Raw genomic sequence first — 26,356 nt, forward strand, 5'->3', positions numbered from 1 at the left:
ACATGTCGAATTTTGGAATACATTTGGAAAAAGAACGAATAGAGCTGCATGAACGGAGGAATGGCTGTGGCTGTCATACCTGATCACCAGGCACCGATTTTTAAAGAAGCTGCTGAAAAATTGAATAGAATGCTCAAATCGGAGGTCGAGGAGGATGCTCGTCTTGTGCAAAAGGGGCTGATGCTTTATCGCCAGGGGACCGTCCACCATTTGAAGTATATGGTGAAGTCGATCTGGGCGACGGTCCAGGACGTGACACCGGTTCGTGTGTACATAAATGTTGCGGAGCCTGAGGAGAGCAGCTGCACCTGCCCTGCTAATTCCTTTTGCCGCCACCGTCTTGCTGCGTTTTTCCAGGCTTATAGTGATGTGGCCAGTGTTTCCGACTGGGTCGAAGCCTGGCGCAAGCCTGCCAAGGAACAGCTGAACGCGGAAAAATGGGGACTGCAGCGTGCGAAGGATCTGGTGAAAAAGGATACTCGGACGGGACATGATTATGATAGCTGGGCCGCTTCCTTTCGGGAGAGCTTCGAGGACATCGTCAAGGGCCAGGGCGAGCCGAAAGCCTATGTCGTACCTGGGTTGTTCCGTTCCTATATTCGCCGCGTTGAGGTATCCGCTCCGCTGGAGGCTGTTTGGAAAAACCTTTATATGATTGCAGCATCGGTCCATTCTTTTAATCTGCTCACTGATTTGGCCCGTGAATTCGGACACGAAGAAGAGCCGACAATGGATCGCTATTACCGGCCGCTGTTCGAGGATTTGTTCAATGATGCAGAGGAATATGTCGAGCGCCTAGCTTATGGGACAATGCCGTTTTCGTTTGATACGTTTTTGGAAGAGCTAAAGGATGAGAGTATTGGCTTGACGATGCCTGATGCATCTGTTGGCTATGACCGGATTGATTTGTATCGGCTGTTATGGGAAAAACTTTTTAAAAATGGGAGCTGGCGTGATGCCGAGCTGGCACGACTTGAAGCATTTGGCGATGACAAGCGGGATCTGGTCGAGGAGATTGCTTTGATTCATCAACTTGTTCTAGCCAAGCAAGACGTAGAAGCGTTGAAGCGATTCACTGCTCTTCATGTAGGTTCGCTTCCATATATGTTTTATTGGCTTGACGGCTTCCGCGTGCAGCGTGAGTGGAACCGGATGGGACCATTCATCGAATACCTCGTCCAGCAGCTGCGGAATTATCTGAAGCACCTGAGTGATTATTATGCTTGTAAAAAATTCACCCGTTATGCGTTGAAGCTTGTCGGGACTTATACGCGTGAGATCGGCCGCGGCGAACTGTACGACCGGGCGCTGGCACAGGCAATGCCATATAGTTTTTATGAATATGAAGATTCCTTATTTGAAAAACAACAATACGAACAATGGGGCGAATTGCAGTCCTACTTTGGCTTTGAATATAATTCGATTTCAAACGAGCGGATTAAGGTTTTACAAAAAGTAGCTCCTGAAGTCCTGATCCCGCTGTATCACCAGATGATCGGCGATTTAGTTGAAATGAAAAACCGCAGCAGCTACAAGCAGGCCGCACGTTTGCTCAAAAAACTCCGCACGGTCTATAAAAAACTGAAGCGCGTCCCAGAATGGGAAGATTTCTTTGAAAAACTGCTCGTGAGGACAAAACGATTGAGGGCTTTCCATGAAGAATGTATGCGGAGCAAACTGATTGAGGTGGAAGAAGCATAGGGACGTACCTTTCGCTCCTTTAGTTTAGCGAAACGAAGGAAGCGCAGGGTACGTCCCCCTGCTCCAATTTCATGAAGAATGTGCGCAAAGCACGCTGATTGAGGTGGAGTGACGGAAGTATTTAATTTAGCAGAACGACTGGGACAAGAGAACCGTCCCCATGTCCCAAGGAGGTGCTTTTGATGCTTGAGATTAAGCAGATTCATATAGATGTGCTGCCGGTTACGGGCGGGCGGTATTTTTTGAGTGCTGAGGATTTTGAGGGTTTTGACCTTAAGCTCTCGGAGTGGAAGAAGCTTCTCTTTTTCCGCCATAAAGAGAGTTATTATGGGACGATGCTGGAGTCTGACAAATGGGGCGTTGCCGAGGGAGTGACTCTGAGCGCCTGGCAGCTGGTGACTCTGTTTGGCGAGGAGAGCTTCAATCGGCTTGTTGAGTGGGAATGGGATGACCTTGGCGATATTTGCCTGTCGACGGCCCATGCGATTTATGATGCGATCCTCGCGAAGGAGTGGCATCCTGATTTTACCCAGCTTGATGGCGAGGATTTCCGATGGAAACTTCCGGAGAGCGTGTTAGATGAATTCCATGAGCCATTCTGGGAGGAATCGTTGAAAATCAATGACGAGAATTTGCCGGTGCGTGATTTCGTAGCGGACCTATTTCATCATAGTCTGGAGTCCTACTTCCATGAAAATGAGACGATGAAGTACTTGCTTGGCGACAAGCTTGATGTGTTGCGGAAAAAGCAGCTATCAGCTTCGCAGCTGGCTGCTTATTTTGACGAAGATCGCTGGCTTGAATGGATTGGCCTGAAGGACAATCCGGCTCCATTCTCGATTGGGATGCGCCTCGAGGAGCCAATGGATGATCTCGGTGACTGGAAGCTTGGGTTATTTTTGCGTGGCAAGGATGAACCGATGCTGATTGAAGCCCGGGACTATGAAAGCTATCCTGCCGGCTGGGATTTATATAGCGATAAAGTTGAGGATGAAGAGAAGCGGCTGGCATCGATTTTTCCGTGGATTGAGGAGGACGGCCGCCTGAAGTCGACTCTCACCGAGGATGAAGCTTGGATGTTTTTGACCGAGGTGAGTGAAACGCTGATTGCGCTCGGTATTGAAATCCTACTTCCTTCCTGGTGGGAAGCGATCAAGAACGCGAACCTCAAGGTGAAGGCGCGTCTGAAGGGCCAGACTGGCTACCGCCGCTCATTCGTCGGATTGAATGCGATGCTTGATTATGACTGGCGTTTTTCGATGAATGGTGTAGATTTGAGCGAAGATGATTTCCAGCGCCTCGTGAATGAAAAGCGTCGCCTTGTCTATCTAAAAGGCCGCTGGATTAAGCTTGACCATGGCTTCATCCGCCAGATTCAGGATTTGATGAAAAAAGCGGATAAGGAAGGGCTTCACATCCGCGATTTGCTTCAGCAGGAGCTATCTGATGAGGAAGAAGACGGAGAAGGAATCGAGGACCCAAGGGCATTCGCTAAAATTCAGATTGAATTGAACCGCCACTGGAAGCAGATGATGAAGCAACTGTCGGAAACGAAGGAAATCCCCGATATGCCGGTCCCTGCTGGCCTGCATGGTGAGCTGCGCCCATATCAGAAGCTCGGGATGAACTGGCTGCTGTTTTTGCGGAAATATGGATTCGGCGCCTTGCTTGCCGATGACATGGGACTTGGGAAAACGATTCAGCTGATTTCTTATATTCTGTCGGTAAAAGAGCAGGAAAACAGCGATCATCCCGCGTTGATCATCTGCCCGACTTCTGTTCTCGGAAACTGGCAGAAAGAGATCGAACGTTTCGCGCCTGATTTGCGCGTCCACCTTCATTACGGGCCGAACCGCCTGAAGGGCACCATTTTTACCGAAGAAGCTACAGGCTCGGATATCGTGCTGACCTCCTATGGCCTGACGCACCTCGATTTCGAGGATCTTGAAAGCATTGAATGGAGCAGCATCGCCATTGACGAGGCACAGAATATCAAGAATGCCGATACGAAGCAGTCCCGTGCGGTGAGGAAGCTGAAGGGCAAGCACCATATCGCCCTGACCGGAACGCCGATGGAAAACCGCCTGTCTGAGCTGTGGTCGATTTTCGATTTTACCAACCGCGGCTATCTTGGCAGCGCGGGGCAGTTCCAGAAGCAGTTCATCCTGCCGATTGAAAAAGAAGACAAGAAGGAAAAAATCCGCCAGCTTCAGTCTCTGATCAAGCCTTTCCTCTTGAGACGCACGAAAAAGGATGAAGAAGTGGCGCTGAACCTCCCTGACAAGGTCGAACAGAAGGAATACTGCCCGCTGTCTGCGGAGCAGGCTTCTTTATACGAGCAGCTTGTAAAAGACACCTTTGCCCAGATTGAAACGCTATCGAGCTTCGAGCGCAAAGGCTTGATTTTACAGTTGCTGAGCAGGCTGAAGCAGCTGTGCAACCATCCTGCTTTGTATTTGAAAGAGGAGAATCCGAAGCAGCTGGTCGACCGTTCTGCGAAGATGGAGAAGATGATCGAGCTGGTGAGCGCTGTCCTCGAACAGGAAGAAAGCTGCATCATTTTTACCCAGTATATTGGAATGGGCGAGATGATCCAGGCCGCGCTGAAAAAGAAATTCGGCATTGATGTTCCGTTCCTGAACGGGAGCCTGCCGAAGACGAAGCGGGATGAATTGATCACGAAATTCCAGAACCGCGAATTCCCTGTGTTCCTGCTGTCTCTGAAGGCCGGCGGCACCGGGTTGAACCTGACTGCAGCAAACCATGTTGTCCATTACGACCGCTGGTGGAATCCGGCCGTCGAAAATCAGGCAACCGACCGAGCCTACCGCATCGGACAGAGCCGCTTCGTGCACGTGCACAAGCTGATCAGCACCGGAACACTCGAGGAAAAAATCGACGCCATGCTCGAGAAGAAGCAGTCACTGAACGACCAGATCATCCAGAGCGACAGCTGGATCACCGAGCTGTCGACCGATGAACTGCATGAGTTGGTGTTTTTGTCATAAAAAAGAAGCACAGGGAGCAGTTCACAATCCCTGTGCCTCTACCTATAATAAAAATGAAAAACATAATTTTTGTGCCCTGAAGGCGTACCTAAATCTATTCTTCCCACAAAATAACCAGGCTCTTTCGGTAATATGACTGTTTCCAGGTATTCATTCTTAAAATCTTTAAATATAAGCTTTATTTCTCCAGGTCCCAAACTATGACCATCTTTTGTGTACCCCCCAGATACACTCCTTCTTACTCCCCCTCCAGGTCCTTCTTTGAATTCCAGCTCGCCGGACGGCATGATTTTTTTTACAGTAAGCTTTGAACCTATATCAAATTCAGCCGCTATTTTTCCTTCAAGCGCTTCTTCCTCAGTTACATTTTCACATGAACTCGGGCCAACTTCTGTTTTTTCCTCTTTCTCGCTTACCTCTTTACACTGGCCGTATTCATATAGTTTTAACTTTTGTTCACCGACACGGACAACAGGAAGGTAGTTCAAATGGACAAAATCTTTCTCCTGCTCCTTTGCTTCCAACATCCGTTCGTAACCTGTAAAGATCATTAATCCTGCTGCGGCTGCTATAAAGCCTAATAACATTACTTTTTTCATACAGTGCCCCCCTGTGAAATAACTATATGATATATTCGCATAATATAGGTTTAACACCTTCCATAAATTTGAAAACAGAGTGAAATTTTACTTCTGTTTAGGAAACTCCTTTCTTCTATTCAATATTGATTGAGAGATTCGATGTTCAACATAAAAAAACCGACTTAATCAGCCGGCATCAAAATTAGAGGGTTTATTGGAGATCGGGTTTATTGGATTTATCTCTTATAGGTCCTTTGTGAGGGAATGATGAGGAAAAATTCGCAAGTGTTGTTTATTCTTATTTCCGCACATATTCTTTTCTATTGGAATTAGGTCGTGGTGGTTCGGCAATAAAGGAGTAGACTCGATTGATCTGCTGTTCTTTAGAGGCGATTTCGAGCTGGCGGACACGCTTGGTGAGTTCGTCGATCTTCTCATTGTTTTTCCCAACCATTTTAATCAGGCTGACTAGCAGCTTTTCGATTGTGTCGGTTTCATTATGCAAAAGGAAGCTCCTCTCTTTGTGGAACAGGCTGAGGCTGCCGTGGTGCTTGAGGAGCCTGCTGTGTCGTCTCCCTAGTTCCCGCAGGTTTTGAGCTCAAAAATCTGACTCCTTCTGCAACCACTTCTGTCACATAGACACGTTTGCCTTCCTGGTTATCATAGTTTCTCGTCTGGATTCGACCAGTGACACCTAGCACTGCTCCTTTTTTACAGTAATTCACCGTGTTCTCGGCCGTCTTGCCCCAGAGGATGCAGTGGACAAAATCAGCTTCGATTTCCCCGCTGGCATTTTTGTAATGCCGGTTTACAGCAAGCGTAATATTTGATACTGCCTTGCCATCAGGAGTGTACCTGAGGTCTGGATCCTTAGTCAGTCTGCCGACTAGTGTAACTTGATTGATCACCTTTTCATCTCCTTTCTCCTTGATACCTCGATGATATTCCTTTTTAGAGCTGCCGTAAAATGTCGAAAATCGTATTTTCGTCTGCAAAATCTGCGTCACATTAGCAGTTTTATCTTTAGTAATTGAATTTTCTATACACCGGATATCCTCAAAATTGATTTTTAGCAATTCTGGAATTTTTCTTTCGACAAATGGGCTTTTTTTCGCTTTCGAATCATACTGTGTTATAATTTGGACAAGAATTATGGGAGGTGGTTGACATGAAGACGTTTAAGTTGATTTCAATGCAGCTTGCTGATGATGATGCTTTAGTGGATATCGAAATGGAAGACGGCCTGATTATCAATAAAGAGGATGAAAAAGGAACCTGGCTTGTCGAGGTTTTTGCCGATCATAAATACATTCCTTATTTCCAGGATGCTTGCGACAACGACAAAGAAATCATCGTCCAAGTCGTCATCACCAAACCAGAAAACGACCCGGCAGCATTTTTAACAAAAGTATGCTGCGTGAAGAAGCTGAAGGGCCATGCCAGCATCCTCCTAACGGGAAAACTCACCAAACCGAAGAGCGATTATCCGGAAAAATTGCTGGAGTACCTTATGGATAAAGGCTACAAAGGCGAAGAACTGCTAGCAGAATTCAAGGAAAAAATCATAACAAGGCCGCAGATTCTGCAGCCGAAAAAAGTGTTATGAAACTCCCGCTGATATGCTGGAGTTTTTTTATTGGCGAAATCTGCAAAAAGAATGGGCAGGAATTTGCACACCTGCCCTTTTGCCATTATTGATCGTTATTATTCTCGTCGTTCATATCTAGTTGGTCTTCAACAGCATCTTCGCCAGGCTCATTGTTGTCTTCCATCATGTCGCCATCATTTTCAGTGTTGACGTCATTGTTTTCACCATTGTTGCCGTTGTTGTCATCGATCATGCCGTCATCGTCGACATTGCCGTTGTCATCAGCCGGATTCTCGATATCCACATCCTCTTCCGCTGGAGGATCCTGGTCATTCGCACAGCCAGCAAGGAACATAGCCGATAGCAATGAGCCACCGATTAACATTAATAGCTTTTTCTTCATGAGTAAAAGCCCCTTTCATTAATAGGTATTTTTGAGACCTGTTGCACGGGTCTGCAGTTAGATTGCCCACCAATGAAAAAAACTTGCATTATTTTGTAAAAAAATTGCGTTGAGAAATAATTTACTGGATTAAACGATGTTTGTACAAAACAGTTTTCCAAACAAAAGCAAAACCGAACTTCTTTACTACGCAAAAGGCGTAACTTAGAGTGAAAAAACGATTATTTCCGCAATTATGTTTACACTGACCTATAGTTCAGAGGTTAATAGCCTTAAAAAGAGCCAAATACCCTTGCTGGAAAAATTATTCTCTAAATAAAAATTTATAATTGCACGATTTCCCATCTTAATTGCACAAAAATCAGGATTAATTGCACGTAATTCACCAATAATTGCATAAACAATAGCCATAATTGCAGATTCTTCCTAATTATGTAAAAAAAGAACCCAACCATTTAAGTTGGGCCCCTCCAAAGACTTATTTAATCGCATATGTAATCTCTGCTTCACAAGCCAATTCGCCATCTACTGTAGCGACGGCTTTTCCTTTTCCAATCGGCCCGCGCAGCTTGATCATTTCTACCTCAAGGCGAAGCTGGTCGCCTGGCTTTACCTGTCTTTTAAAACGGCAGTTGTCGATGCCGGCGAAGAAGCCGATTTTGCCCCGATTCTCTTCAACCTTTAAAACGGCAACTGCTTCAACCTGCGCTAAAGCTTCGAATTATATAGAGTGGCAAATGTATTCATTTAATGTGTTCATTCAGAAACGATTTTCCTGTTTTATTAATGTAATTTATTTTACATACCTGAAACTTCCTCATATTGCTGATTCCTAATACAACAAAAAGAGACCTACTAAAGGTCTCTTACTTGCTCTTTTTGCTAAGTCTCTCATTGAAATATTCTTTGTTGACATCTAGTTGCTGCTTCAAGATTCTTGCGAATAAGCCTTTGCCTATCTCCCCAGTTCCCTTTGATACCCTAACACGCTTAATTTCCCCATTTGACATAGTTTTTTCATAGATGTCATCTCTGCCATGCCTGACTAGGACATAGCCATCGTTTTCTAAAAACCTTCTCAGATCTTTCCAACTAGCCACGTATAAGACCTTTTACTCCGTCTAAATTCTCTTGAGTCAGAACATTAAGGACATAAGGTAAATGGTCTTTTCGATTAGGGGCGTTATAGTATCGGGCAAAATCTTTGTAGTAATCTTGAGCGTAATCAATTAACTGTAATGCTGCATCTTCAATCATCTCTTCAAATGTGTCGCCATAACAAACGATATCATTCAGTGGCAATAAAGAACCGGAGAAACTTCCATCTTCTTCTTGCTCATACTCGACTGCGATACTATAGCCTGCTAAAAGTTCTAATGTAATCTGCTGTGAAATTGACCAAAATACATCTCGATTGCGCTTAACTGCAAATGGCTTCACATGAACGACATTATCAACGAACCGGCTAAAGTCTGCGCGAACTTGAGTAGCGGATAACAAATCTTGCATTATCATCACTCCCTTTCCTCCTCATTATAGCAAATTATGCCATAATGTACAGTGTGTACATTCTGTACATAATGTACATTTACTAACACTTTATTCATTTCCCTCGAAAAGAGAACTTATACTTCGGAGGATTTTATTGAAAACAAAGCCTACCTGGTTTTACTTGTTGTATGAATTCCTATTAGTAACCCGTTTGGTTTTTATTAATATTTTCCTCCTACGTTTGTTATAATCGGGATAAAAAGGGGGTTCTTATGGAGATTTCAGTATTAACACTTCCTGCTCGCTTTTACATATTAAAGAAAAGGTATACAGCTTTCTGTAGATGTATTTTTGTACAGAATAAGTCTCATATAAACCATGACAAACTGGATGACATATACCTCTTTAGTGGGTCTACTGGCTGGAAAAATTATTCTCTTAGTAAAGGGTAATAATTGCACCGTTCTCCATCAGATTTGCACCAAAATCACGATTAATTGCACCGACATCACCAATAATTGCACAATCAATCGCCATAATTGCACATTCTTCCCAATTATGTAAAAAAGGAACCCAACACTTTGCGTTGGGCTCCCTCAAAATTTTATTTAATCGCAAAGGTAATCTCGGCTTCACAAGCCAAATCGCCATCTACTGTAGCGACGGCTTTACCTTTTCCAATCGGGCCGCGGAGCTTGATCATTTCCACTTCAAGGCGAAGCTGGTCACCCGGTTTTACCTGTCTCTTAAAACGGCAATTATCAATGCCGGCGAAGAATCCGATTTTACCTCGGTTTTCTTCAAGCTTTAAAACCGCAACTGCTCCAACCTGGGCCAATGCTTCCACGATCAGCACACCTGGCATGACCGGATAATCAGGGAAATGCCCGTTGAAGAACTCCTCATTAGCGGTCACGTTCTTGATGCCGACTGCCCTTTTTCCCTCTTCAATTTCAATAATTTTATCAACAAGCAAAAACGGATAGCGGTGCGGGATGATTTCTTTGATTTGGGTAATGTCCATCATTTATTTAGTACCTCCTACTAATATCTACTAACCATTGTACTAAAAAAACTAAATAAAAAGGAAGGGAAATCTCCCTTCCTTTCGAAAAATTATTCTCTATTTACTAAATCAATTATATGGGTCCAGGTTGACTTCTCAAAAACATCCTTCGCTTTGCCGCTGCCCATTACACCATAACCGAACATGGCACCTAGCACGACGCTTGCGGCTAACAGGAGGATCACAATAATAATCCGAAGCCAGATCGGAATAAGGCGAACCCGGATTCTTTTCTTTTTCTCGCGTGTTTGCTTCTTTTCTTTTTTCACTGCTTCACGCGTTATTGCTTCTTGATTATTCTTGTTCAAAGCCATACTGATTGTTCTTCCCCTCTTAACGGATTCCGTTCACTAGTCCGAGCATTTGATCAGCCAGTGTAATCGATTTCGAGTGGAACTGATAGCTCCGCTGTACATTGATTAGATCCGTCATTTCTTTGCTCATATCTACATTTGATTGCTCAAGGACTCCTTGCTGGATGGCGATTTGATTCCTCAAAGGGCCTGTCAGGTTCGTCATGACCTCTTCCTCGGTAACGCCAAGTTCAGCCAGATTGTCTGGTAACCCAAGCAAATTCGCCCCTTTTTGCTCTAAAAATTGAGGCTTATTTATCAATATTACACCAAGATTCACTTCTCGGCTTGTCCCATCATACATTTCAGCTATAAAAAGGCCTTTATCATTAATTTTAATGTTCTTTACATTACCTGTTATCGTGATTGGCTGGCCGTTCTCATCTAGAATAGCATGCCCGTCGCTATTGACAAGCATTGACTCAGTATCAGACAGCGGCGACAGATAAAGGGAACCATTTCTAGTCAAACGCATCGCTGAACTGCCATCTTCATTCTGGACCATCACCCGATAAAATTGCCCTTCTGCCGTAAATGCCGTATCAAGGTCACGTCCGGTCGATTTCAAACTGCCCTGTGAAAGGATCATCTGGATTTGGCCAAGACGCGCACCCGTACCCTGGCGAATGTTAAATGGTGTCATCCGGTTCTGCGGCTCAAGCGCATTATTAGGCTGGTTGCGATATTCCTGCACAAGCAGGTCAGTAAAAGACGCTTCACGGCGCTTGTATCCTGCTGTATCGATATTGGCGAGATTGTGGCTAATCATGTCCATTTGCTTTTGCAGCTGTGATAATGTATTGGTTGCGGTGATCATTGTTCTGTTCATATTTTATACCTCAATACGCTTCCTTGTATAGGTGAGCGATTCCTTTTAAAATTTGATCCAGAATACTATAGCCTTCCGATTTCGTTCGCAGCCTTATCCATGCTTTTATCATAAGCCTGGAGAATCTTCTGGTTTGCTTCGAATGCCCGGTAAGCTGACATCATGTCGGTCATCGTCCTGCTGATATCGACGTTGGATTGTTCGAGGAAACCTTGCTGCATCCTGAATTGGACACCGTCAGCTCCTACAGCAGTTGGCAATTGACCGCCATCTTCTGTACGGAACAGTCCATCACCTTCTTTTATCAACCGCAGCGGATTGTTCGCATAGGCAACGCCAAGAGCCGCAGTTTCTCCATTCTCTCCGGTTAAAATGCCGCCTTCATTTACTGTAAAACGGTCGCTCGAGAGCTGGATTTGTTGCCCAGCTGAATCCAGCACATAGTGTCCGCTTCCAGTTGTTAAATAACCCTGAGCATCTATCGTAAAATTCCCATTCCTTGTATACCGAACCGTGCCATCTGTGTTTCGCACTGTAAAAAACACCGAGCCATTTTCAGGCATATTTATATCCAGCAATCCGACATCCGTCTTCCGCCCTGTTTCGCGCAAATCACCCTGGATGAATTTCGGGATTGCTTCTTGCATGTATACACCTGTATTGATTGTGCCAATCTCCTTGTTGAACGGCAAATTCAGGCCCTTTTCAGTTGGGATATGCTGCTTATCAAAGCGCTGAAGCAGCATTTCCGGAAAAGCCCTCATTCCCGCCTGGTCCGCCTTGTAACCTGGCGTATTGGCATTAGACATATTATTCGTCAGCATTTCCGTCCTGCGCTGCTGTGCAAGCATCCCAGAAGCTACTGTGTAAAATCCTTTGAACATAGTTCCACCTCTATTGGAAAAATCCCTAGTAACCAGGAAATTTTTTCACTACTCTCTATTATAAGAAATATATCGGCAAGAAACATTAAAAATTTGCAGGAAAATGTAGGATTTTGGGTTTTATTCCAGAAATATTGGTGAAAAAGCAAAAAAATCTGGACTCCTGAGGCGGTTTCACCTAGGAAAATCCAGATTTTTTTTATACGATTCTGCGACGTCCTGCAATCTTGTCGATATTATCTAGCATGATACCAGTTCCTATTGCAACACAGTCCATTGGATTGTCAGCTACCAATACCGGCACCTTCAACTCTTCCTGCATCAACTGATCGATGCCGTGGAGCAATGCACCGCCGCCAGTCAGGATGACGCCGCGGTCGATAATATCAGCGGACAATTCAGGTGGAGTTTTCTCCAGCACTGTTTTTGCAGCCTGAACAATCACAGCGACTGATTCCTTCAATGCCTTTTCGATTTCCTCGGAACGAACGGAAATTGTGCGTGGAAGTCCTGACACCATATCACGGCCGCGGATTTCCATTTCCTCGCTGCGGCTGCCTGGGAAGACAGTACCGATTTGAATCTTGATATTTTCAGCTGTTCTCTCACCGATCAACAGCTTATATTCACGTTTAATGTAGTTTAAAATTTCAGCGTCGAATTTGTCGCCAGCCATTTTAATCGATTGAGACGTAACGATGTCTCCCATGGAAAGGACAGCTACATCTGTCGTTCCGCCCCCGATATCCACAACCATGTTGCCGCTAGGCTGGAAGATATCCATGCCAGCGCCAATTGCTGCAACCTTTGGCTCTTCTTCAAGATAAACCTTCTTGCCGCCGCTTTTTTCAGCTGCTTCCTTTATTGCTTTTTGCTCAACACTTGTGATGTTTGTTGGACAGCAAATCAGGATGCGCGGCTTAGAAAGGAAGCCTTTTACATTCAATTTATTGATGAAATGCTTAAGCATAGATTCCGTTACATCGAAATCTGCGATTACTCCATCTTTCAACGGGCGAATCGCTACGATATTGCCAGGCGTACGCCCAACCATTTTGCGCGCCTCTTCCCCAACAGCCAAAACCTTATTCGTATTCTTATCAATCGCCACAACAGACGGTTCATTCAAGACAATTCCACGGCCCTTAACATGGATCAACACATTGGCTGTACCAAGGTCAATCCCGATATCCCTAGCAAACATTCTTCTTTTTTCCTCCTTGACAAATGCGCTGGCTGCGGCTGATTTAGCCTCGTTATCTCAGCTGTCGAAACTCCTCATCTATGTAAAAATAGATCGATGTCCGAGATTACACAGACGCTGCCGCAATCTGCGAACCATATTCTACCCTAATTGTTTATTTTATCACATTTGTAATAAATAAGTAACTAACTGTAAAAAAATTTGAAGAGTTTTGCAGAAATTTGTCATATTTGCAATGACTAACAGGATCTTTTGTAAAATGGTAATATAGAAAAAATGCAGAAAAGAGGAATTCCATGGAGTTATTAATTGCAGCAGTAGTGATCGTTTTGTTTTTCACTTATATAATCATCAAAAATATGCGCAAATCCTCGCAGAGAGGTGATGCACCCGATATAAGCAACCCGTCCTCCGCCCCCGACAGCATCGGCAAGGAAGAACATGATTCGGATGATGATGGAGATGGGGATGGAGATAGTGGGGATGGATTTTCAGGCACGGGTTCCACTATAAAAAAAGAATTCAAAGAGAAATATCATCTCTTTGAATTCTTTTTCCACTATTCTTCTTCCACTTTCACCTTGCGTCTGCGAACAAGCACTGTTGCTGCCGCTCCAAGAAGTCCTACCAAACCAGCAATCGTCCCGCCAAGCAAAGGTTTATTTTCATAAAACTTCACTAAAGCTCCCTTTTCGACAATCTCAAATGAAATCACGGTTGTTTTCTCATTGCCTGCTTCATCATAGGCAGTTACCTTAATTTCGTATGGCTTGATTTCAGCCAACTTGGTTTTGATTACTTGGAAGCCATCCTCTTCTACTACATCTCCGTCAAACATTTCACCGTTGATCATGACAGATTTAATTTTGTCATTCGGATTATTCAGACGGATGGAAATATCAACTGGGTCATAGTATTTCTCTTTATTTTTCACACCTTCATAAACTACCTTTGGCGCGGTTTTGTCGATGATAAACTCGACGCTCAACTGCTGGATATTACCTGCCTTATCCTTAACTTCAAAGAACATGACGTGCTTTCCTTCTTCTTTGATCGGATCGCCAGCTTCATATGGTTTACCGTCAAGCATCATTGCGATAATGTCATATGAATTCATGTCTTCGATTAAAAGCTGAGGCAGAAGGTCGGTGTTGAAATAGTTATTGGAAATAGGCTCTTTAAACTTAATGACTGGCTTTGTTTTATCAATCGTGAAGACGATTGTTCTGGATGATACATTATTCGCCAGGTCTGTAATGACGGCTTTTAAAATATAATCCTGTTCGTACTCAAGTTTGGTGCCGTTTTCGAATGTCTTGCCGTTCAAGGTTACCGATGTTTTGCTGCGATCCAGATGGATATCTGAATATGTCACTTTCGGTGCGATATCCTTATTGAAGAATCCATCAAGTACGCCGGTAATATTCAGCATTGGCTTTGTTGTATCAAGCGTGAAGCTGATTTCCAGTGTTGATTCATTGCCTGCTTTGTCGCGCGCGAGAACTTTGTATATATATTTCATTTCCCTTGCTGCAACAGGAACGTTTTTACCAAGGTTTGCTCCATTGTTCAGAGTCGCAGAAACGATCATATCCTCTGCTTCAGCAAGGGCAAACTCCGGAGTGAATACTTCATTGATATATTCTCCGTCTTTAATGACGCGATTCTGCCCTTTGAATTTTGGAGTGATGACAGGCTTTGTCTTGTCGATCGTGAACTTCATTGTCTTGCTGAAGCTGTTGCCCGCTTTGTCGGTTGCTTCCACTAAAATGTTGTATTCACCTTCGGCGCTGAAGTTATGGCGGAGCGAAGCAAGATTTCCATTCACCGAGAAACCGCCGGCATTATATCTTGCTCCATTCCTGGTCACCGTAATTTTGTTGATATCGAGGTTTACGTCTTTGATTGAAACGTTAACTGGTTTATCAACATTGTAATAGGCATTATTTTCGACACCTGTGATCTCGATTTCCGGCTTGGTTTTGTCGATTGTAAACGTCCTTTTCTCAGCGATTGGACCGTTACCGGCTTTATCCTTCGCATTTGCCTGGATCGTGTAAAGTCCATCCCTGTTAAAATTGTATCCTAATTTAGATAGCTTTCCGGTATTCTTCCAGCTGCCGATAGAGAATGCAGAACCATCTTTTGTTGCGCTGATGCTTACATCATTCGTTTCATAATTTAACTCATCAATTGAGATGGTCACATTTTTGTTTTCTGGATTGAATGAGTTGTTTTCTACTCCATCGATTTTTACGACTGGATTGGTTTTGTCGATGATGAAGGAAAGCTCTTCCTCTTTCTGTGTATTTCCAGCTTTATCTGTCGACTTTAGGTTGATTACATAGTTACCTTCTTCAAAGAATGTATAACTGTTAACAGCAACTGTTTTTGAATCTGCAAGCAATTTCAATTGACCCACATTATATGGCTTGCCATTTTTCTCAACACTTAGAACTGTGTCTGACAGATTGATATTCCGGTCTTCAACCTTCATTTTGACCAGCATGTTTTTGCTATAATTGAAACCATTTTCAATCTCAGTTGCAAGTTCTACTTTGGGTTCTGTTTTGTCAATCGTGAAATTGAGCGATTTTGTATCCGCACTGTTTCCTGCAGCATCCTCTGATTTCACGGTGATTTCATAGTCACCATCCGCTTCAAAACGATGCTTTAAAGTTGTTTCTTGATCATCATTTTTCCACTGAACAGGGTACTTGACTTTTTCCCCGTCGAATTTAAATTCTATTTCAACATTATTATTATCAAAGTTTCGCTCGTTGACCTGAATGATGATTTCTCGGTCTTTGTTACTGAAGGAGTTGTCATCAGCACCGGTGATTTTAATTGTCGGCGGTGTATCATCAACCGTGAATGTCCTTTTCAATGTTGACTGGTTTCCAGCCTTATCCATTGCTATGACGGTGAATTCATAGTTTCCTTCGCCCTTGAATGTATAGTCATTTGTAGTTTTTTCATCCTTATCGGTCCAGGCAAGCTCCTGTTTCTCTCCGCCATTAACCTTGTAATAGACATCTACATTCATAAATTCATGGTTATGCTCATCTATTTCGACGTTGATTGAGTTTCCGCCTTTTACAAAGTCTTTCTCATTTATACCGGTAAAAGTAAGCTCAGGGTTCGTTTTATCAATCGTGAATTGGATTGGCTTAATGGCATAACTATTTCCCTTTTTGTCATATCCTTCGAATTCTAACTTGTAATCTCCTTCTTCTTCAAAATCCAAAACTTGATAAGCCGTCTTCAGTCTTCCTTTGTTTCCTTTTGTCCATTTGTCATATTCAACAAATGTACCGTCTTCTTTAGTCACTTTCAGGACAGACTTGCTCAGATCAAGTGTCAAATCCTCGATGGTGAAAGTAGCATCCTTCAATCCAGGATAGTGACCATTTTGCTGCAGATTTGTTATCGTCAGTTCCGGATTATTCTGGTCAATTGTAAAAAAGATTGGTGAAGCATTCACAGGTTTGTTTGTTGCTTTGTCCTGGATGTCAAAACGAATCTCATAGTTTCCATCAACATCGTAGCTATATTTATATAGTGCACCTTTGAGGCCAACGTCCTTTATTTCCTCGATTACCGGTTTATCTTTTAACTCCTCACCATCCCGCCAAACAGAGATTTTTGTGTTAACTAAATCAAAGTTCTCGTCTGTCACTTTGATGGTGAAATTCTGTACTCCTCCGTATTCTTCACCTTCATTCAAATCCAGAATTTCAAGAACTGGAGGTTTTTGATCCATTATAAAGTTGAATGGACCTTTAGAGCTCTGGTTATTAAAGAAATCATTTGCTGTCACTTCAACACTGTATTTGCCATCTTCTTTAAAAATATGTTCTGTATGAGCAGTAAATAAGAGTTGCGTAAATGGATTATGGGTAACTTCTGCTCCATCCTTTTTTATGTTTAGCGACTTTTCAGTTAAAGTTAAATCTGTGACGAAAAAGTCAATTTGAGTATCTTTGTTAAAATACTGGCCTTCGAGCTGCTCATTCTCAAGACTTCCCGCCTTCATCGAGATGAAAGGACCGGATTCTTTATCGATTTTAAACTTGGTGGTTTCATTCACTTCATTGCCAGCCTTGTCGATGGCAGTTGCCTGAATGCTATATTCACCTTCTTCAGACGCTGTGAAAGTAGTTTTTCCATTTTCAAATCTTGTCGAAATGCTCTTTTCTTCACCGTTAGAATTCTGCATTTTCACCGTTACATTAGATGATTGTATGTTAGTTTCATGCAGTTCAATCTCAACTTCCATACTCTCATTCTTTTGTAAGCTATAATTTTTATCCTTCTCAATACTGTAAGTATATTTAGGCCTTGTATTGTCGACAACGAAAGAATATGTGACAGGGTCATGGAGAATCCCCTTATTGTGATGGTCCTTAACGGTTACTTTGACTTGATAAACCCCATCCGGTTTAGCAGTACCACCCTTTGTGAGGTCATACTCGAATGTTTCTGTTGTTCTTTTTGCAGGAACCATTTGCTGCTCGGGAAGTTCCTCACCATCCTTGATAATGTCCAAGCTTGCTTCCCCAATCAGGATCTCACTGTCAACTTTGATGCCGATTTGCTGTGTTATGGCAAAATCCTTAATGGCTTTTCCGCCATCATTCATGTTGAACACCGATACTACCGGTTCATTGCCCGGCTTAGATACGGTCAAATAAAAGGTTTCCGAAACATTGTTACCTGCTTTGTCTGTTGCTTCTATGATTACTTCATAATTGCCGTTTTCTTTAAAAAGAAGATCTTTTGTATACTTTCCATCCTCTGTAACCTCTGCAGTAAAGATTTCTGCCGCTTCGTCGTTCTTCTTCTTGTGAATCTTTATTGAATCCTGTACAACGTTTGCTTCGTTGACCACTGCAGTTAACATGACATCTTCAGTGTAAAAATCATCGTTAACAAGGCCGTTTGAGCTATTCAACTCTGCTGTTGGATTGGTGGTGTCACGATTAACAGTAAAGGAACCCTCAGAAGCCGGGTTATTCCATTTTTCCAGAGCCACTACTTCGACATCTACCTTTATCTCCCCATCAGCTGCCACTGGTACGGAAACAGTGTATAATCCTTTAAAAGCTTCCCCTGTTCCTTCTGGGGTAACCGTTACGTTATTAATCACGGTTTCCCCTTGTGTTGCTGAAACCGATATTGGTTTGTCAACATCTGGATTAATATTAGTTTTATCCTTGACTCTGCCATAATCATCTCCCAAATTAACTACAAAAGAAATGTTTTCTTTGTTAGTCCATATTTCCTTTGAAGGCTGGGATTCCATTTCCCATTGAAGACCAAGATCATCGAAAGAGATATACCTTTTAGGATCAGTCTGCTCTGAAAGAACTTTTCCATTTAAAATTAAAATTGAGGATATCATCACCAAGACGATAGGAATAACAATTGTCCATTTATTGGGCCGCCTTTTCTTTTTCCTAGGTTCGAGCATTTCTGATTCTCCTTTTTAAATAATAGATTCTGAGTGGACTATCATGATATCCACTTGTTTCTGAAAGCGTGGTTCTTCTTCTGTCAGCAAGGTGGTTTCTTCGAAGTTATCCAATAGTGTTGTTTCACCAAGTAAAGTCGTTTCATCATGGTCTGCCGTCAGGACGGTGGTTTCATTCCACTCGGACAGGATGGTCGTCTCGGTTGGTGAGTCATGAGAAACACTTCGGCTGGATGGGACTGCTGCTGCAATTGGTTCTCGCATTGGAGTTTCTTTTAATAAAGCTGTCGGCTCGAGTCCATCTGGTGATAGCAATGCCGTCGGCTCCAAGCCTTCTTGTTTTAGCAAGGCTGTATTCCGGAAACTCTCCTGGCTCAAAAGAGCTGTTGGGTCAATCTGACCGCTCGCCATCTTTTCCGTTGGTTCCACATACTCACCAGCTGCCACTTCCTTATCGACATTCTTGCGGACATGGATTTCCTTTGTAGTCGGCTTTGTAATTGCATCGGTCTGGTTGCTGGCTGTCGTCTTCCGGGCTTTTCTCCCCGCACCAGGAAAATTCCAGCCCGTCAGATCAGTAATGACCTGGGCAATATTGAGTTTCACGTAGGTCAGAACCGCAATCACTAGCGCGATCACCGCACCTGCCAAACCGCCGTAAAACATAATCTGGTATGCCAATTTTCTTCAACTGCCTTCCTTGGGAGCATGGGGACGTACTTTTTGTTTCTTTTTCGGAAGCAAAAGGTACATCCCTCCGCTTCTCTCTGCTCCCCTAGAGAATATTCAAGTTTTCCATGCGCCTGCTGAGCTTTTTGTACCCTTCGTCTTCCTTGGCACCTGGGAGACTTCCAGCCTTTTCAAAGACTTTTTTCGCTTCAGCGTAGTTCCGCTTGCCTTCTTCTTTGGTTTGTTCGATGTCCAGGAGTAGATTGCCAAGCTTAACATTGGCGTTGATGCTGTCAGGAAACTTTTTCAGCACCGTGTTCCGGAAGTGCTCGACTGCACGGGAGAATTCACCCATCTCCTGATAGATGACGCCAATTTTGACATAGACGTCTTCCTGGTCTGCGACGTTCAAATCAAGGAGGTTGTTGTAATGTTCGATTGCCTGTTCATAATCGTCACGGGCGCTCGCTTTGTCCTCGGAATTCACGCCGCGGCTGTAGTAGGCTTGGGCAAGCTTCTGTTCGAATTCCATCTCGTATTTGAATTGGAGCTGCTCGTTTTCAAGCTTTGCCAGCACTTCCTTCGCCTTCTGGACAATCTCGATTGCCTGGGTATTCGCGTCAGGAATCTGGCTCTTATATGAAATATAAATATTTGCTAGAGAGTTATAGTTATCGATTTTTTTGCTGTCATTGGCAAGACCATCATTGTACTCGTGGAACTCCTGAAGGTCTCCGGCAAACTTCGTATAGTCGACATTCAGGCTGCTCATCGTCGTTGCCAGCGACTTATAATATTTAGCATCCGGCAGTTCTTTTTCATCCACCTGCTGGAAGTATTTCAGCGCATTGTTGTAGTCCCTTTTCACATCGAAAAAGGTCATTCCCATTTTGAAAAGAACTTCGTTATTCTTATGGACTCCGCCGTATTCATCCTGTATGTATGATTCCAGCTTGGCGAGCCCTTCGTCAGTCTGGTTTCTATTAATATATAAATCAAGCAGATTTATGTAAGCCTCCGGACGCCCGTTGTCGACGCGGGTTGCGCTCTCGAGCAGCTTGATCGCCTCGGTCTGCTCACCGTCCATCAACGCGATGCTCGCTTGGTTGACCAGATTCATATAATCCTGGAACTGCTCATTTTTCATTCCTTTGTACCCGAGAACGGAGGTTGTTGAGAATGCCAGGAACAGTACCGCGGGAACAAGGAACATCGCCAGTTTTTTGATCAGCATGTTCTTGTAGCCCTTCGTCAGCCTGTTGATATGCTCGAGGTCATAACTCAGCTCCTCGCAGTTCTGGTAACGGTTCTCCGGCTCGGACTGGGTGCATTTTTTGATGATATGCTCAAGACCCTCGGGAAGCGTCGGGTCCCATTCGCGGATCGGCCTGATTTCAAATGGCGGCTCGCTCAGGTTTTTGCCGGTGACGAGATGGTAAAGCGTGATTCCCAGACTATAAATATCGGTTTTCGCATCCGTCTGCCTGCCGGAAATCTGTTCAGGAGCCGCATATCCCTTCGTTCCGAGATTCGTAGTGTCTGAGAGATTCTCGGTCTTGAATTCACGTGCGATCCCGAAGTCAATCAGCTTGATTTTCCCCTCTGGCGTCAACATGACATTATCTGGCTTCATGTCTCTGTAAATGATCGGGTACGGCTTCCTGGTGTGCAGGTATCCTAGCACATCGCTCAGCTGTTTTGCCCACTCGATCACTTTTTTTGCGGGGATTTTGCCGTCACGCTTGAGGCGTTCCTTCAGTGACTCGCCCTCGATATAGTCCATCACCACGTAAATATCGCCCTCGGACTCGATGATGTCATAGATCTTCGGCAGCGAACCGTGGTCGAGCTTCTTCAGCATGTTCGCCTCGACGACCAGGCTGTTGATCAGTAGCTCATTATTGCTGTTGCTGCGCTTGCGGATATCCTTGACGACGAGCGACTTGTTCAGCCGGTTGTCCATCGCCAGGTAAACGACGCTCATGCCGCCGCGCCCGATTTCCTTCAATATTTCATATCTATCATCAATGATCGTGCCAATTTGTATCAATTTCATTCCTCCCAGAAACGTGGGGATAGCATTCCGTTTTTTGGGTTGTGAGAAACTACCTCACGTCCCGTTTTGCCAGCAGAATCGAGATATTGTCTGTTTCCTGGCGTTCTTTTGCGAGCTCGACTAGTTCAATGAGCTTTTCTTTCATGAGTTTTTCTTCGGTAAAAGACTGCGGGTTCAGGTGTGCGAGCATTTCCTCGTCTCTGATTTCATGGTAAAAGCCGTCGGTGCAGAGCATAAACATTGATTCGTTTTCCACTTCGCCCGACGTGATAACGACGTTGATATCCTTTGTTGCGCCAACGCATTGGAGCAACACATTCCTCCGTGGGTCAATCCTCGCCTGTTCGGCGGTAATATTGCCGCGCTGCAGCTCGCGTTCGACGAGCGTCTGGTCTTCGGTCAGTTTGACAAGTTTTTCGTTGATGCTGTAAGCCCTGCTGTCACCAATCTGAAGAATAAAATATTGCTTGTGAAGGATGAGCAAAGCTGTAATCGTGGTCCCAAGCTTGATGTTCGAAGCCTCGCCATATTCAAGGATTTTCTGGTTCAGCTCGCGGACACGTTCCTCAAGCTTGACGGGAATTTCGTTTTCAGCGATGCCGCCTTCCAGCAATTCGGGCAGTTCCTGATCGAACCAGTCGGACATTCCTCTGATCACCGTGGCGCTTGCCAGTTCACCGTGAGACAGCCCGCCCATGCCATCGCAAATGATAAACAGGCCGATTTCACCTTCAAGAGTCTGGGCTGTTTTCAGCAACATGCCATCCTGATTCGTTTTTTTCTTGATTCCTATGTCAGTATGATAGGCCACTTGAAATGCCATCCTTGTTCCTCCTATCAATCTCAGTAAAGCCTGAAAATGAATTCCTCGTTCGCGAGCTTGATTTTATCTTCATGCTTGATTTTGACTTTCTCCTTTGGCGAAACCTTGACTCCATTCACAAAACTGCCGTTGGTAGAATGATTGTCTTCCAGGAAATATTCGCCGTTCGATACAATCACATGTGCATGGACCCGGCCGATCACTTTGTTTTCCGATGCAAAGTCCGCTCTCATCGGATCTCGGCCGATTTTGAAAAAGTCCTTGGCAATCGTGATTTTTTCATTCTTGGAAACAGCCAGTAAAAACGGCCTGCGGATCGAATGTCCAAGAGTAGTCGTCCCTTCATCCTCATCCGCCATTACACCAAGTACAGTGGTGCCTCCGTCCTCCTGTTCAATGCTGCTGGCAATTGCCGGCTGGATATTGATTGAAGTACCGCTGCCGAGTGCCGACGCCTCTTTTAACAAAGCGTTATTGTCACCAAGCTCAGCCCTGGTGATCCGTTTGTAGTTAACCTCTTCCTCGATTTCGAGCTTGCGGCCTGTTTTGACATCCTTCTTCTGGCTTGTATATTCCGAAGTCAGCACGCCATTGTCGACGCTCGTTTTCATGGTGTGAACCTCGCTGCCAGGGCTGTAGAAATTCGGGTTAATCAATGGTGTTTCGAGCTCTGGTTCTTCTGTCGGGCTTTCTTCATCCGTTTGGACAGGTGCAGATGGTACTGCTTCCTGCTTCGGTTTTTCTGGCATCTTGTAAGGCTGGCGTATGAGTGTTTCCTCACCAGCCAGCTCATTCATTTTTTCCAGCAGGTGTTCTGGCGTTACGTCCTCCGTTTGCACCAGGTAGTTATGTAGTTTGATGAAGAACGCGGCATCATCATTTTCTTCGTAAGGAGCCGAAAGCAGCAATTCACGCAGAAAGTCTTTAAGTGATACCTTTTCAAAAATATTATTTTTTACAGGAAGATAGATAAAAACTAATCTGTTTGAAAAATTATCAATAAAGATCTCACGCTGGCTGAACACGAAATTCTCGATATCGAGGCCGCTTGCCTGGGCATCCACCAGCGTCTCGGCAATATTCAGGAAGCAGTTGAAGAGACGTTCCTTCGTCGCCGGCGTGGAATTCAGCATCTCAAGCGTGTTATCGGAAATCATGTCATAGCGAAGAAAGCAGTTATCCCCCTCTAAAATCGCATTGCACGTCAGGATTCCCGGAACCCGGCTCGCTCGCAGCAGCTCCACCTGTCCGCCATCGATATCCGCCTTGCTGGCTGCATGATAATAAAGGAATTTCGAGATTCCGTAGCTTTCCAGTTTCAATTCCACCTGTTTGATCATTGCGCTTCGACTCCAATTTTGAATTTATGTATGGTTTGGTTCCACCTAACCTTTTTTTTAAAAAAAATGACTTTATTTACCGTGGAATAGTTTTATATCCGGTTGAAGTACTTTTATCTCCAGTTGAGAGGATTTTATCTCCAGTTGGTGAGCTTATATCTCCAGTTGGTGAGCTTATATCTCCAGTTGAGAGCTTATATCTCCAGTTGAGAGCATTTTATCTCCGGTTGATTATCTTTTCCCAACGGTTGGACCCCTTTTTTCCTATGCAGGGACCCATTCTACCAGCTGAGTCAGGGTTACTTCCTGCTGATACGCTTTTCATCTTCGTTTACCTGCGGATAATCCCCGTTGCACCGATTTTAATCCCCGTTGGATGTTGGATAATCCCCGTTAGGTCACAGATAATCCTCGTTAGGTCACGGATAATCCTCGTTAGGTCACGGATAATCCTCGTTGGGTGACGAATATTCCACCTTGGTGGATAGAGATCCCCATTGTGTCACAGATAATCCCCTTGAATGCTCACCGCCACATCACAGGGGTTTTTTTACAGAAGGGCAAACTGCATCAGCTGCTTGCCCCCTACCCTCTGTAAAAAGTGATTACTTAAAAGAGCTGGCGTTGTTGTTGATCGTTGTTTCTGCAGTGTTGTAGTTTGTGACAGTGTTATCTAAAAATTTGGCATAGCTGTCGACAACCTGGCGATATTCTTCAAATCGCGGTGCCAATGAGTTGAAGTTGCCGCGGATTGTGTTGGAAGCGTCTGAGTTCCATGATGACGATAGTGCGTTCATGTCCTTCTTGATTTCTTCCAATCTAGTAGATAATTGCTGGTTCAAGTTGCGGATTTGGCCCGCCGTTTTGCTAACCTCGCCTAGCGAGATTTTGATTCCATCTCCTGCCAATGTATTTCACCTCCTGCGTTATGTTAAGGATTAGTTGCTCAATCTCTTAGCCTGGTTAATGACTTCGCTTTGCGTGTCGCGGTATGTCTTAGCGCTCATTTTAAGGAACTCTGAGTACTGTCTCATCAACTGAGTCATTTTGTTGAAGTCGTCCATGAAGCCTTTGATTTGCGCAGTGTACGCCTGGTTGTCAGCACCCTGCCAAGCAGCCGCCATCGCTTCGACTTCACTGAAAAGAGCTTTGTAATTTCTTTCGTAGTCAGCTGCCTGCTGGTCAATCTTGTTAGCAGTCGTTTCAAGCTTTGCTGGTTCAACAGTGATCGATCTTGCCATTCTTTTCACCTCCTTTCAAGTGATGTCTAATAGAGTCATATTCTTCTTAACTTATAGCTTACATAGCGGTATTTCTCCGCAGAACGCCGCAATCCTGATGCCGCTTTTACCGTACCAATCCCCTTAAATTCATGGCTGAGGCCATTCGAGATATCCTCCAGCTCACGGGCTATCGCATTCGCTTCCGCGGCAATTCTATTAATCTTGCTTCTCACTTTCGGATCCATTGTTTACCCCCTGATTGAACCGGCTTTTCCGGCAAGATACCTTTCATTCTGCTGTAAAAGTTCTGCCGTGCGATTCAGGTAGTTGATACTTTCTGGTACCCGGATATCAAAAGATGATGCGATATCCGCTGCCAGGACATTATCCAGTCCCATGACACCCGCTTCCCAATACAGATCGTCGATCATGTCATTGAGCTGTGCGATCCGCCTTTGCACCGAACGCAGACGGTTTGCATAGTAGATAAGCCTTGGGATATCTACTTTTATATAGGGTTCGATTGGGAAGTTGTTGCCGTTAACATAATCAATGGCTTTTGTTATAAAGCCTTTTGCCCTCATGGCAACAGTTTCAAAGAATTTCCCCACCTTGCCAACTAATTCCCGCCCGGCTTGATGTACTTTGGAAATATACATCAATGCCTGCTCTTTTACATAATTGGCCTTGGCCACTACTCCCTGCCAGGTGTTATAAATAATGTCCAAGGTCGCTGCGCCGATTACTATCCATGCCTTGGCAATCTGCCTTGGTAGGTAATCCCGCATACTGCCAAGTGAATGGAACACATCCAAAGCCATATCGGCTACTCCCCATGTATCCGCACTTCGAGCTGATGCGAAACTGCCATCCTTGTTGTATACTCCGCTGGTCTCATAATGCGGATAAAACGGATCCCAATAATCTCCATGCTGTTTATTGATCGACACAATCTTATCTACATACGGGGCAAATCCCAGATGGGATACGATATCTCCATTAAAAGTGATGAAGGTAAAACGATCACCTTTCATCGCATTTTTCTGACCCTCATCTAAATCAAACCACCAAAGCGGAGCCCCATTTAAGATATAGGCATTGACATTTGAATCTTGATAATTATTCACAAAAACCCATGAACCAAGGTTTCCGCCTTTAGAATGACCATAAATCGTGATGTCTCCATCCAGGTTCTTCATATTCGCTTCATAAAAGGTGAGAGCTTCGTCATGCTGCTTGGTTTCAATACTCATACCAGCGGCTAAATTTCCTCCCCAATCTGTTTTAAGATGGCCCCAGTTAAAGGGATTCTCACTGCCGCGGAATAACACTGCACCATTGCCATCCCCATCCTTGATTGCGTAACCAACAAAACCGGAGTTTGATTCACCCTCTGTATTGTTCGCCTCGTTTGGGTTGTGATTTTGGTAGCCTGTTAATTTAATATCTTTAAGGCTGGTATTTGGATTATCTCTTAGGAAGTTTTTTATATTGTCAAATCGATCAGAATCGACTTCTATTTCGTTATCAGATATTTGTATTAACACCTCATCAATGGTAAGAGTTGATTTATCACTAACAGTAAGTTCGGGCGGCAAATCCAAATATGATAACTGCAAAAGAATACTTTTTTCTTCGTCTGTCAATTTATTCAAGGACATCTA

At 44.1% G+C, this 26,356-nt stretch carries 24 protein-coding genes and 1 pseudogene; 3 read left to right on the forward strand and 22 right to left on the reverse strand.

Annotated elements, in window-relative coordinates; genetic code table 11:
* The first annotated feature begins 66 nt into the window (after positions 1–66).
* Both RH061_RS21770 and RH061_RS21775 read left to right on the forward strand, forming a co-directional pair.
* Positions 67–1,701 carry an SWIM zinc finger family protein gene (locus RH061_RS21770; protein ID WP_311072849.1) on the forward strand — a complete coding sequence of 545 codons (1,635 nt, stop codon included), beginning with the start codon at positions 67–69 and terminating at the stop codon, positions 1,699–1,701.
* 182 nt (positions 1,702–1,883) lie between these two features.
* On the forward strand, positions 1,884–4,709 hold the full coding sequence (locus tag RH061_RS21775) for a DEAD/DEAH box helicase (protein ID WP_311072850.1): 2,826 nt from the start codon (positions 1,884–1,886) through the stop codon (positions 4,707–4,709).
* Positions 4,710–4,747: 38 nt separating this feature from the next.
* Here the strand turns inward: RH061_RS21775 and RH061_RS21780 are convergent, their stop codons facing one another.
* From RH061_RS21780 to ssb, 3 genes are all read right to left on the reverse strand, one after another.
* Positions 4,748–5,308 carry a hypothetical protein gene (locus RH061_RS21780; protein WP_311072851.1) on the reverse strand — a complete coding sequence of 187 codons (561 nt, stop codon included), beginning with the start codon at positions 5,306–5,308 and terminating at the stop codon, positions 4,748–4,750.
* A 280-nt stretch (positions 5,309–5,588) separates the two neighbouring features.
* Complete coding sequence (locus tag RH061_RS21785) at positions 5,589–5,795, reverse strand: hypothetical protein (RefSeq protein ID WP_311072852.1); 207 nt, start codon at positions 5,793–5,795, stop codon at positions 5,589–5,591.
* A complete protein-coding gene (gene ssb, locus RH061_RS21790) occupies positions 5,788–6,198 on the reverse strand; it encodes a single-stranded DNA-binding protein (protein ID WP_311072853.1) in 411 nt (136 codons plus the stop codon). Before ssb ends, RH061_RS21785 begins: the two co-directional genes overlap by 8 nt.
* Before the next feature lie 260 nt (positions 6,199–6,458).
* On the opposite strand from ssb, the gene RH061_RS21795 reads away from it, so the two are divergent.
* Entirely contained in the window at positions 6,459–6,896 is a 438-nt protein-coding gene (locus tag RH061_RS21795) for a YwpF-like family protein (protein ID WP_311072854.1), read from the forward strand.
* An 85-nt stretch (positions 6,897–6,981) separates the two neighbouring features.
* Here RH061_RS21795 and RH061_RS21800 read toward each other — a convergent pair whose 3' ends face one another.
* The 19 genes and pseudogenes from RH061_RS21800 to RH061_RS21890 all read right to left on the reverse strand — a co-directional run bounded on the left by RH061_RS21800 (position 6,982) and on the right by RH061_RS21890 (position 26,353).
* Positions 6,982–7,281 carry a hypothetical protein gene (locus RH061_RS21800; protein WP_311072855.1) on the reverse strand — a complete coding sequence of 100 codons (300 nt, stop codon included), beginning with the start codon at positions 7,279–7,281 and terminating at the stop codon, positions 6,982–6,984.
* Positions 7,282–7,530: 249 nt separating this feature from the next.
* Complete coding sequence (locus RH061_RS21805) at positions 7,531–7,692, reverse strand: hypothetical protein (RefSeq protein ID WP_311072856.1); 162 nt, start codon at positions 7,690–7,692, stop codon at positions 7,531–7,533.
* 67 nt (positions 7,693–7,759) lie between these two features.
* Positions 7,760–7,999: pseudogene (locus RH061_RS21810) on the reverse strand (hotdog domain-containing protein); the annotation flags it as partial.
* A 148-nt stretch (positions 8,000–8,147) separates the two neighbouring features.
* Positions 8,148–8,381, reverse strand: a complete 234-nt coding sequence (locus RH061_RS21815) for a type II toxin-antitoxin system HicA family toxin (protein ID WP_311072857.1) — start codon at positions 8,379–8,381, stop codon at positions 8,148–8,150.
* Complete coding sequence (locus RH061_RS21820) at positions 8,374–8,796, reverse strand: hypothetical protein (protein WP_311076498.1); 423 nt, start codon at positions 8,794–8,796, stop codon at positions 8,374–8,376. Before RH061_RS21820 ends, RH061_RS21815 begins: the two co-directional genes overlap by 8 nt.
* A gap of 580 nt (positions 8,797–9,376) precedes the next feature.
* Positions 9,377–9,799, reverse strand: coding sequence for a 3-hydroxyacyl-ACP dehydratase FabZ (fabZ, locus tag RH061_RS21825; protein ID WP_311072858.1), 423 nt, complete (start codon positions 9,797–9,799; stop codon positions 9,377–9,379).
* A gap of 89 nt (positions 9,800–9,888) precedes the next feature.
* Positions 9,889–10,152: a DNA-directed RNA polymerase subunit beta gene (locus RH061_RS21830; RefSeq protein WP_311072859.1), complete on the reverse strand. Its 264-nt coding sequence runs from the start codon at positions 10,150–10,152 to the stop codon at positions 9,889–9,891.
* 19 nt (positions 10,153–10,171) lie between these two features.
* Positions 10,172–11,020, reverse strand: a complete 849-nt coding sequence (locus RH061_RS21835; RefSeq protein WP_311072860.1) for a flagellar hook-basal body protein — start codon at positions 11,018–11,020, stop codon at positions 10,172–10,174.
* A gap of 65 nt (positions 11,021–11,085) precedes the next feature.
* Positions 11,086–11,904 (reverse strand): flagellar hook-basal body protein, encoded by an 819-nt coding sequence (locus RH061_RS21840; protein ID WP_311072861.1) that lies wholly within the window; start codon positions 11,902–11,904, stop codon positions 11,086–11,088.
* Positions 11,905–12,103: 199 nt separating this feature from the next.
* The gene (gene mreB / locus RH061_RS21845; protein WP_311072862.1) at positions 12,104–13,108 is read right to left on the reverse strand and encodes a rod shape-determining protein; all 1,005 of its coding nucleotides are present in this window, start codon (positions 13,106–13,108) and stop codon (positions 12,104–12,106) included.
* A 559-nt stretch (positions 13,109–13,667) separates the two neighbouring features.
* Positions 13,668–18,581 carry an Ig-like domain-containing protein gene (locus RH061_RS21850; RefSeq protein WP_311072863.1) on the reverse strand — a complete coding sequence of 1,638 codons (4,914 nt, stop codon included), beginning with the start codon at positions 18,579–18,581 and terminating at the stop codon, positions 13,668–13,670.
* Between the two features lie 15 nt (positions 18,582–18,596).
* Complete coding sequence (locus tag RH061_RS21855; RefSeq protein WP_311072864.1) at positions 18,597–19,262, reverse strand: hypothetical protein; 666 nt, start codon at positions 19,260–19,262, stop codon at positions 18,597–18,599.
* A 94-nt stretch (positions 19,263–19,356) separates the two neighbouring features.
* Positions 19,357–21,306: a protein kinase domain-containing protein gene (locus tag RH061_RS21860; RefSeq protein ID WP_311072865.1), complete on the reverse strand. Its 1,950-nt coding sequence runs from the start codon at positions 21,304–21,306 to the stop codon at positions 19,357–19,359.
* A 49-nt stretch (positions 21,307–21,355) separates the two neighbouring features.
* The gene (locus RH061_RS21865; RefSeq protein ID WP_311072866.1) at positions 21,356–22,129 is read right to left on the reverse strand and encodes a PP2C family protein-serine/threonine phosphatase; all 774 of its coding nucleotides are present in this window, start codon (positions 22,127–22,129) and stop codon (positions 21,356–21,358) included.
* Between the two features lie 20 nt (positions 22,130–22,149).
* A complete protein-coding gene (locus tag RH061_RS21870; RefSeq protein WP_311072867.1) occupies positions 22,150–23,469 on the reverse strand; it encodes a DUF6382 and FHA domain-containing protein in 1,320 nt (439 codons plus the stop codon).
* 605 nt (positions 23,470–24,074) lie between these two features.
* Entirely contained in the window at positions 24,075–24,377 is a 303-nt protein-coding gene (locus tag RH061_RS21875) for a pore-forming ESAT-6 family protein (RefSeq protein ID WP_311072868.1), read from the reverse strand.
* 30 nt (positions 24,378–24,407) lie between these two features.
* Positions 24,408–24,710 carry a WXG100 family type VII secretion target gene (locus RH061_RS21880; RefSeq protein ID WP_041964574.1) on the reverse strand — a complete coding sequence of 101 codons (303 nt, stop codon included), beginning with the start codon at positions 24,708–24,710 and terminating at the stop codon, positions 24,408–24,410.
* Between the two features lie 35 nt (positions 24,711–24,745).
* A complete protein-coding gene (locus RH061_RS21885; RefSeq protein WP_311072869.1) occupies positions 24,746–24,937 on the reverse strand; it encodes a hypothetical protein in 192 nt (63 codons plus the stop codon).
* A 3-nt stretch (positions 24,938–24,940) separates the two neighbouring features.
* On the reverse strand, positions 24,941–26,353 hold the full coding sequence (locus RH061_RS21890) for a Tle-like phospholipase domain-containing protein (RefSeq protein ID WP_311072870.1): 1,413 nt from the start codon (positions 26,351–26,353) through the stop codon (positions 24,941–24,943).
* Positions 26,354–26,356 lie beyond the last annotated feature (3 nt).

It is taken from the genome of Mesobacillus jeotgali, assembly GCF_031759225.1.
GTDB classification, from domain to species: Bacteria; Bacillota; Bacilli; order Bacillales; family Cytobacillaceae; genus Mesobacillus; species Mesobacillus jeotgali_B.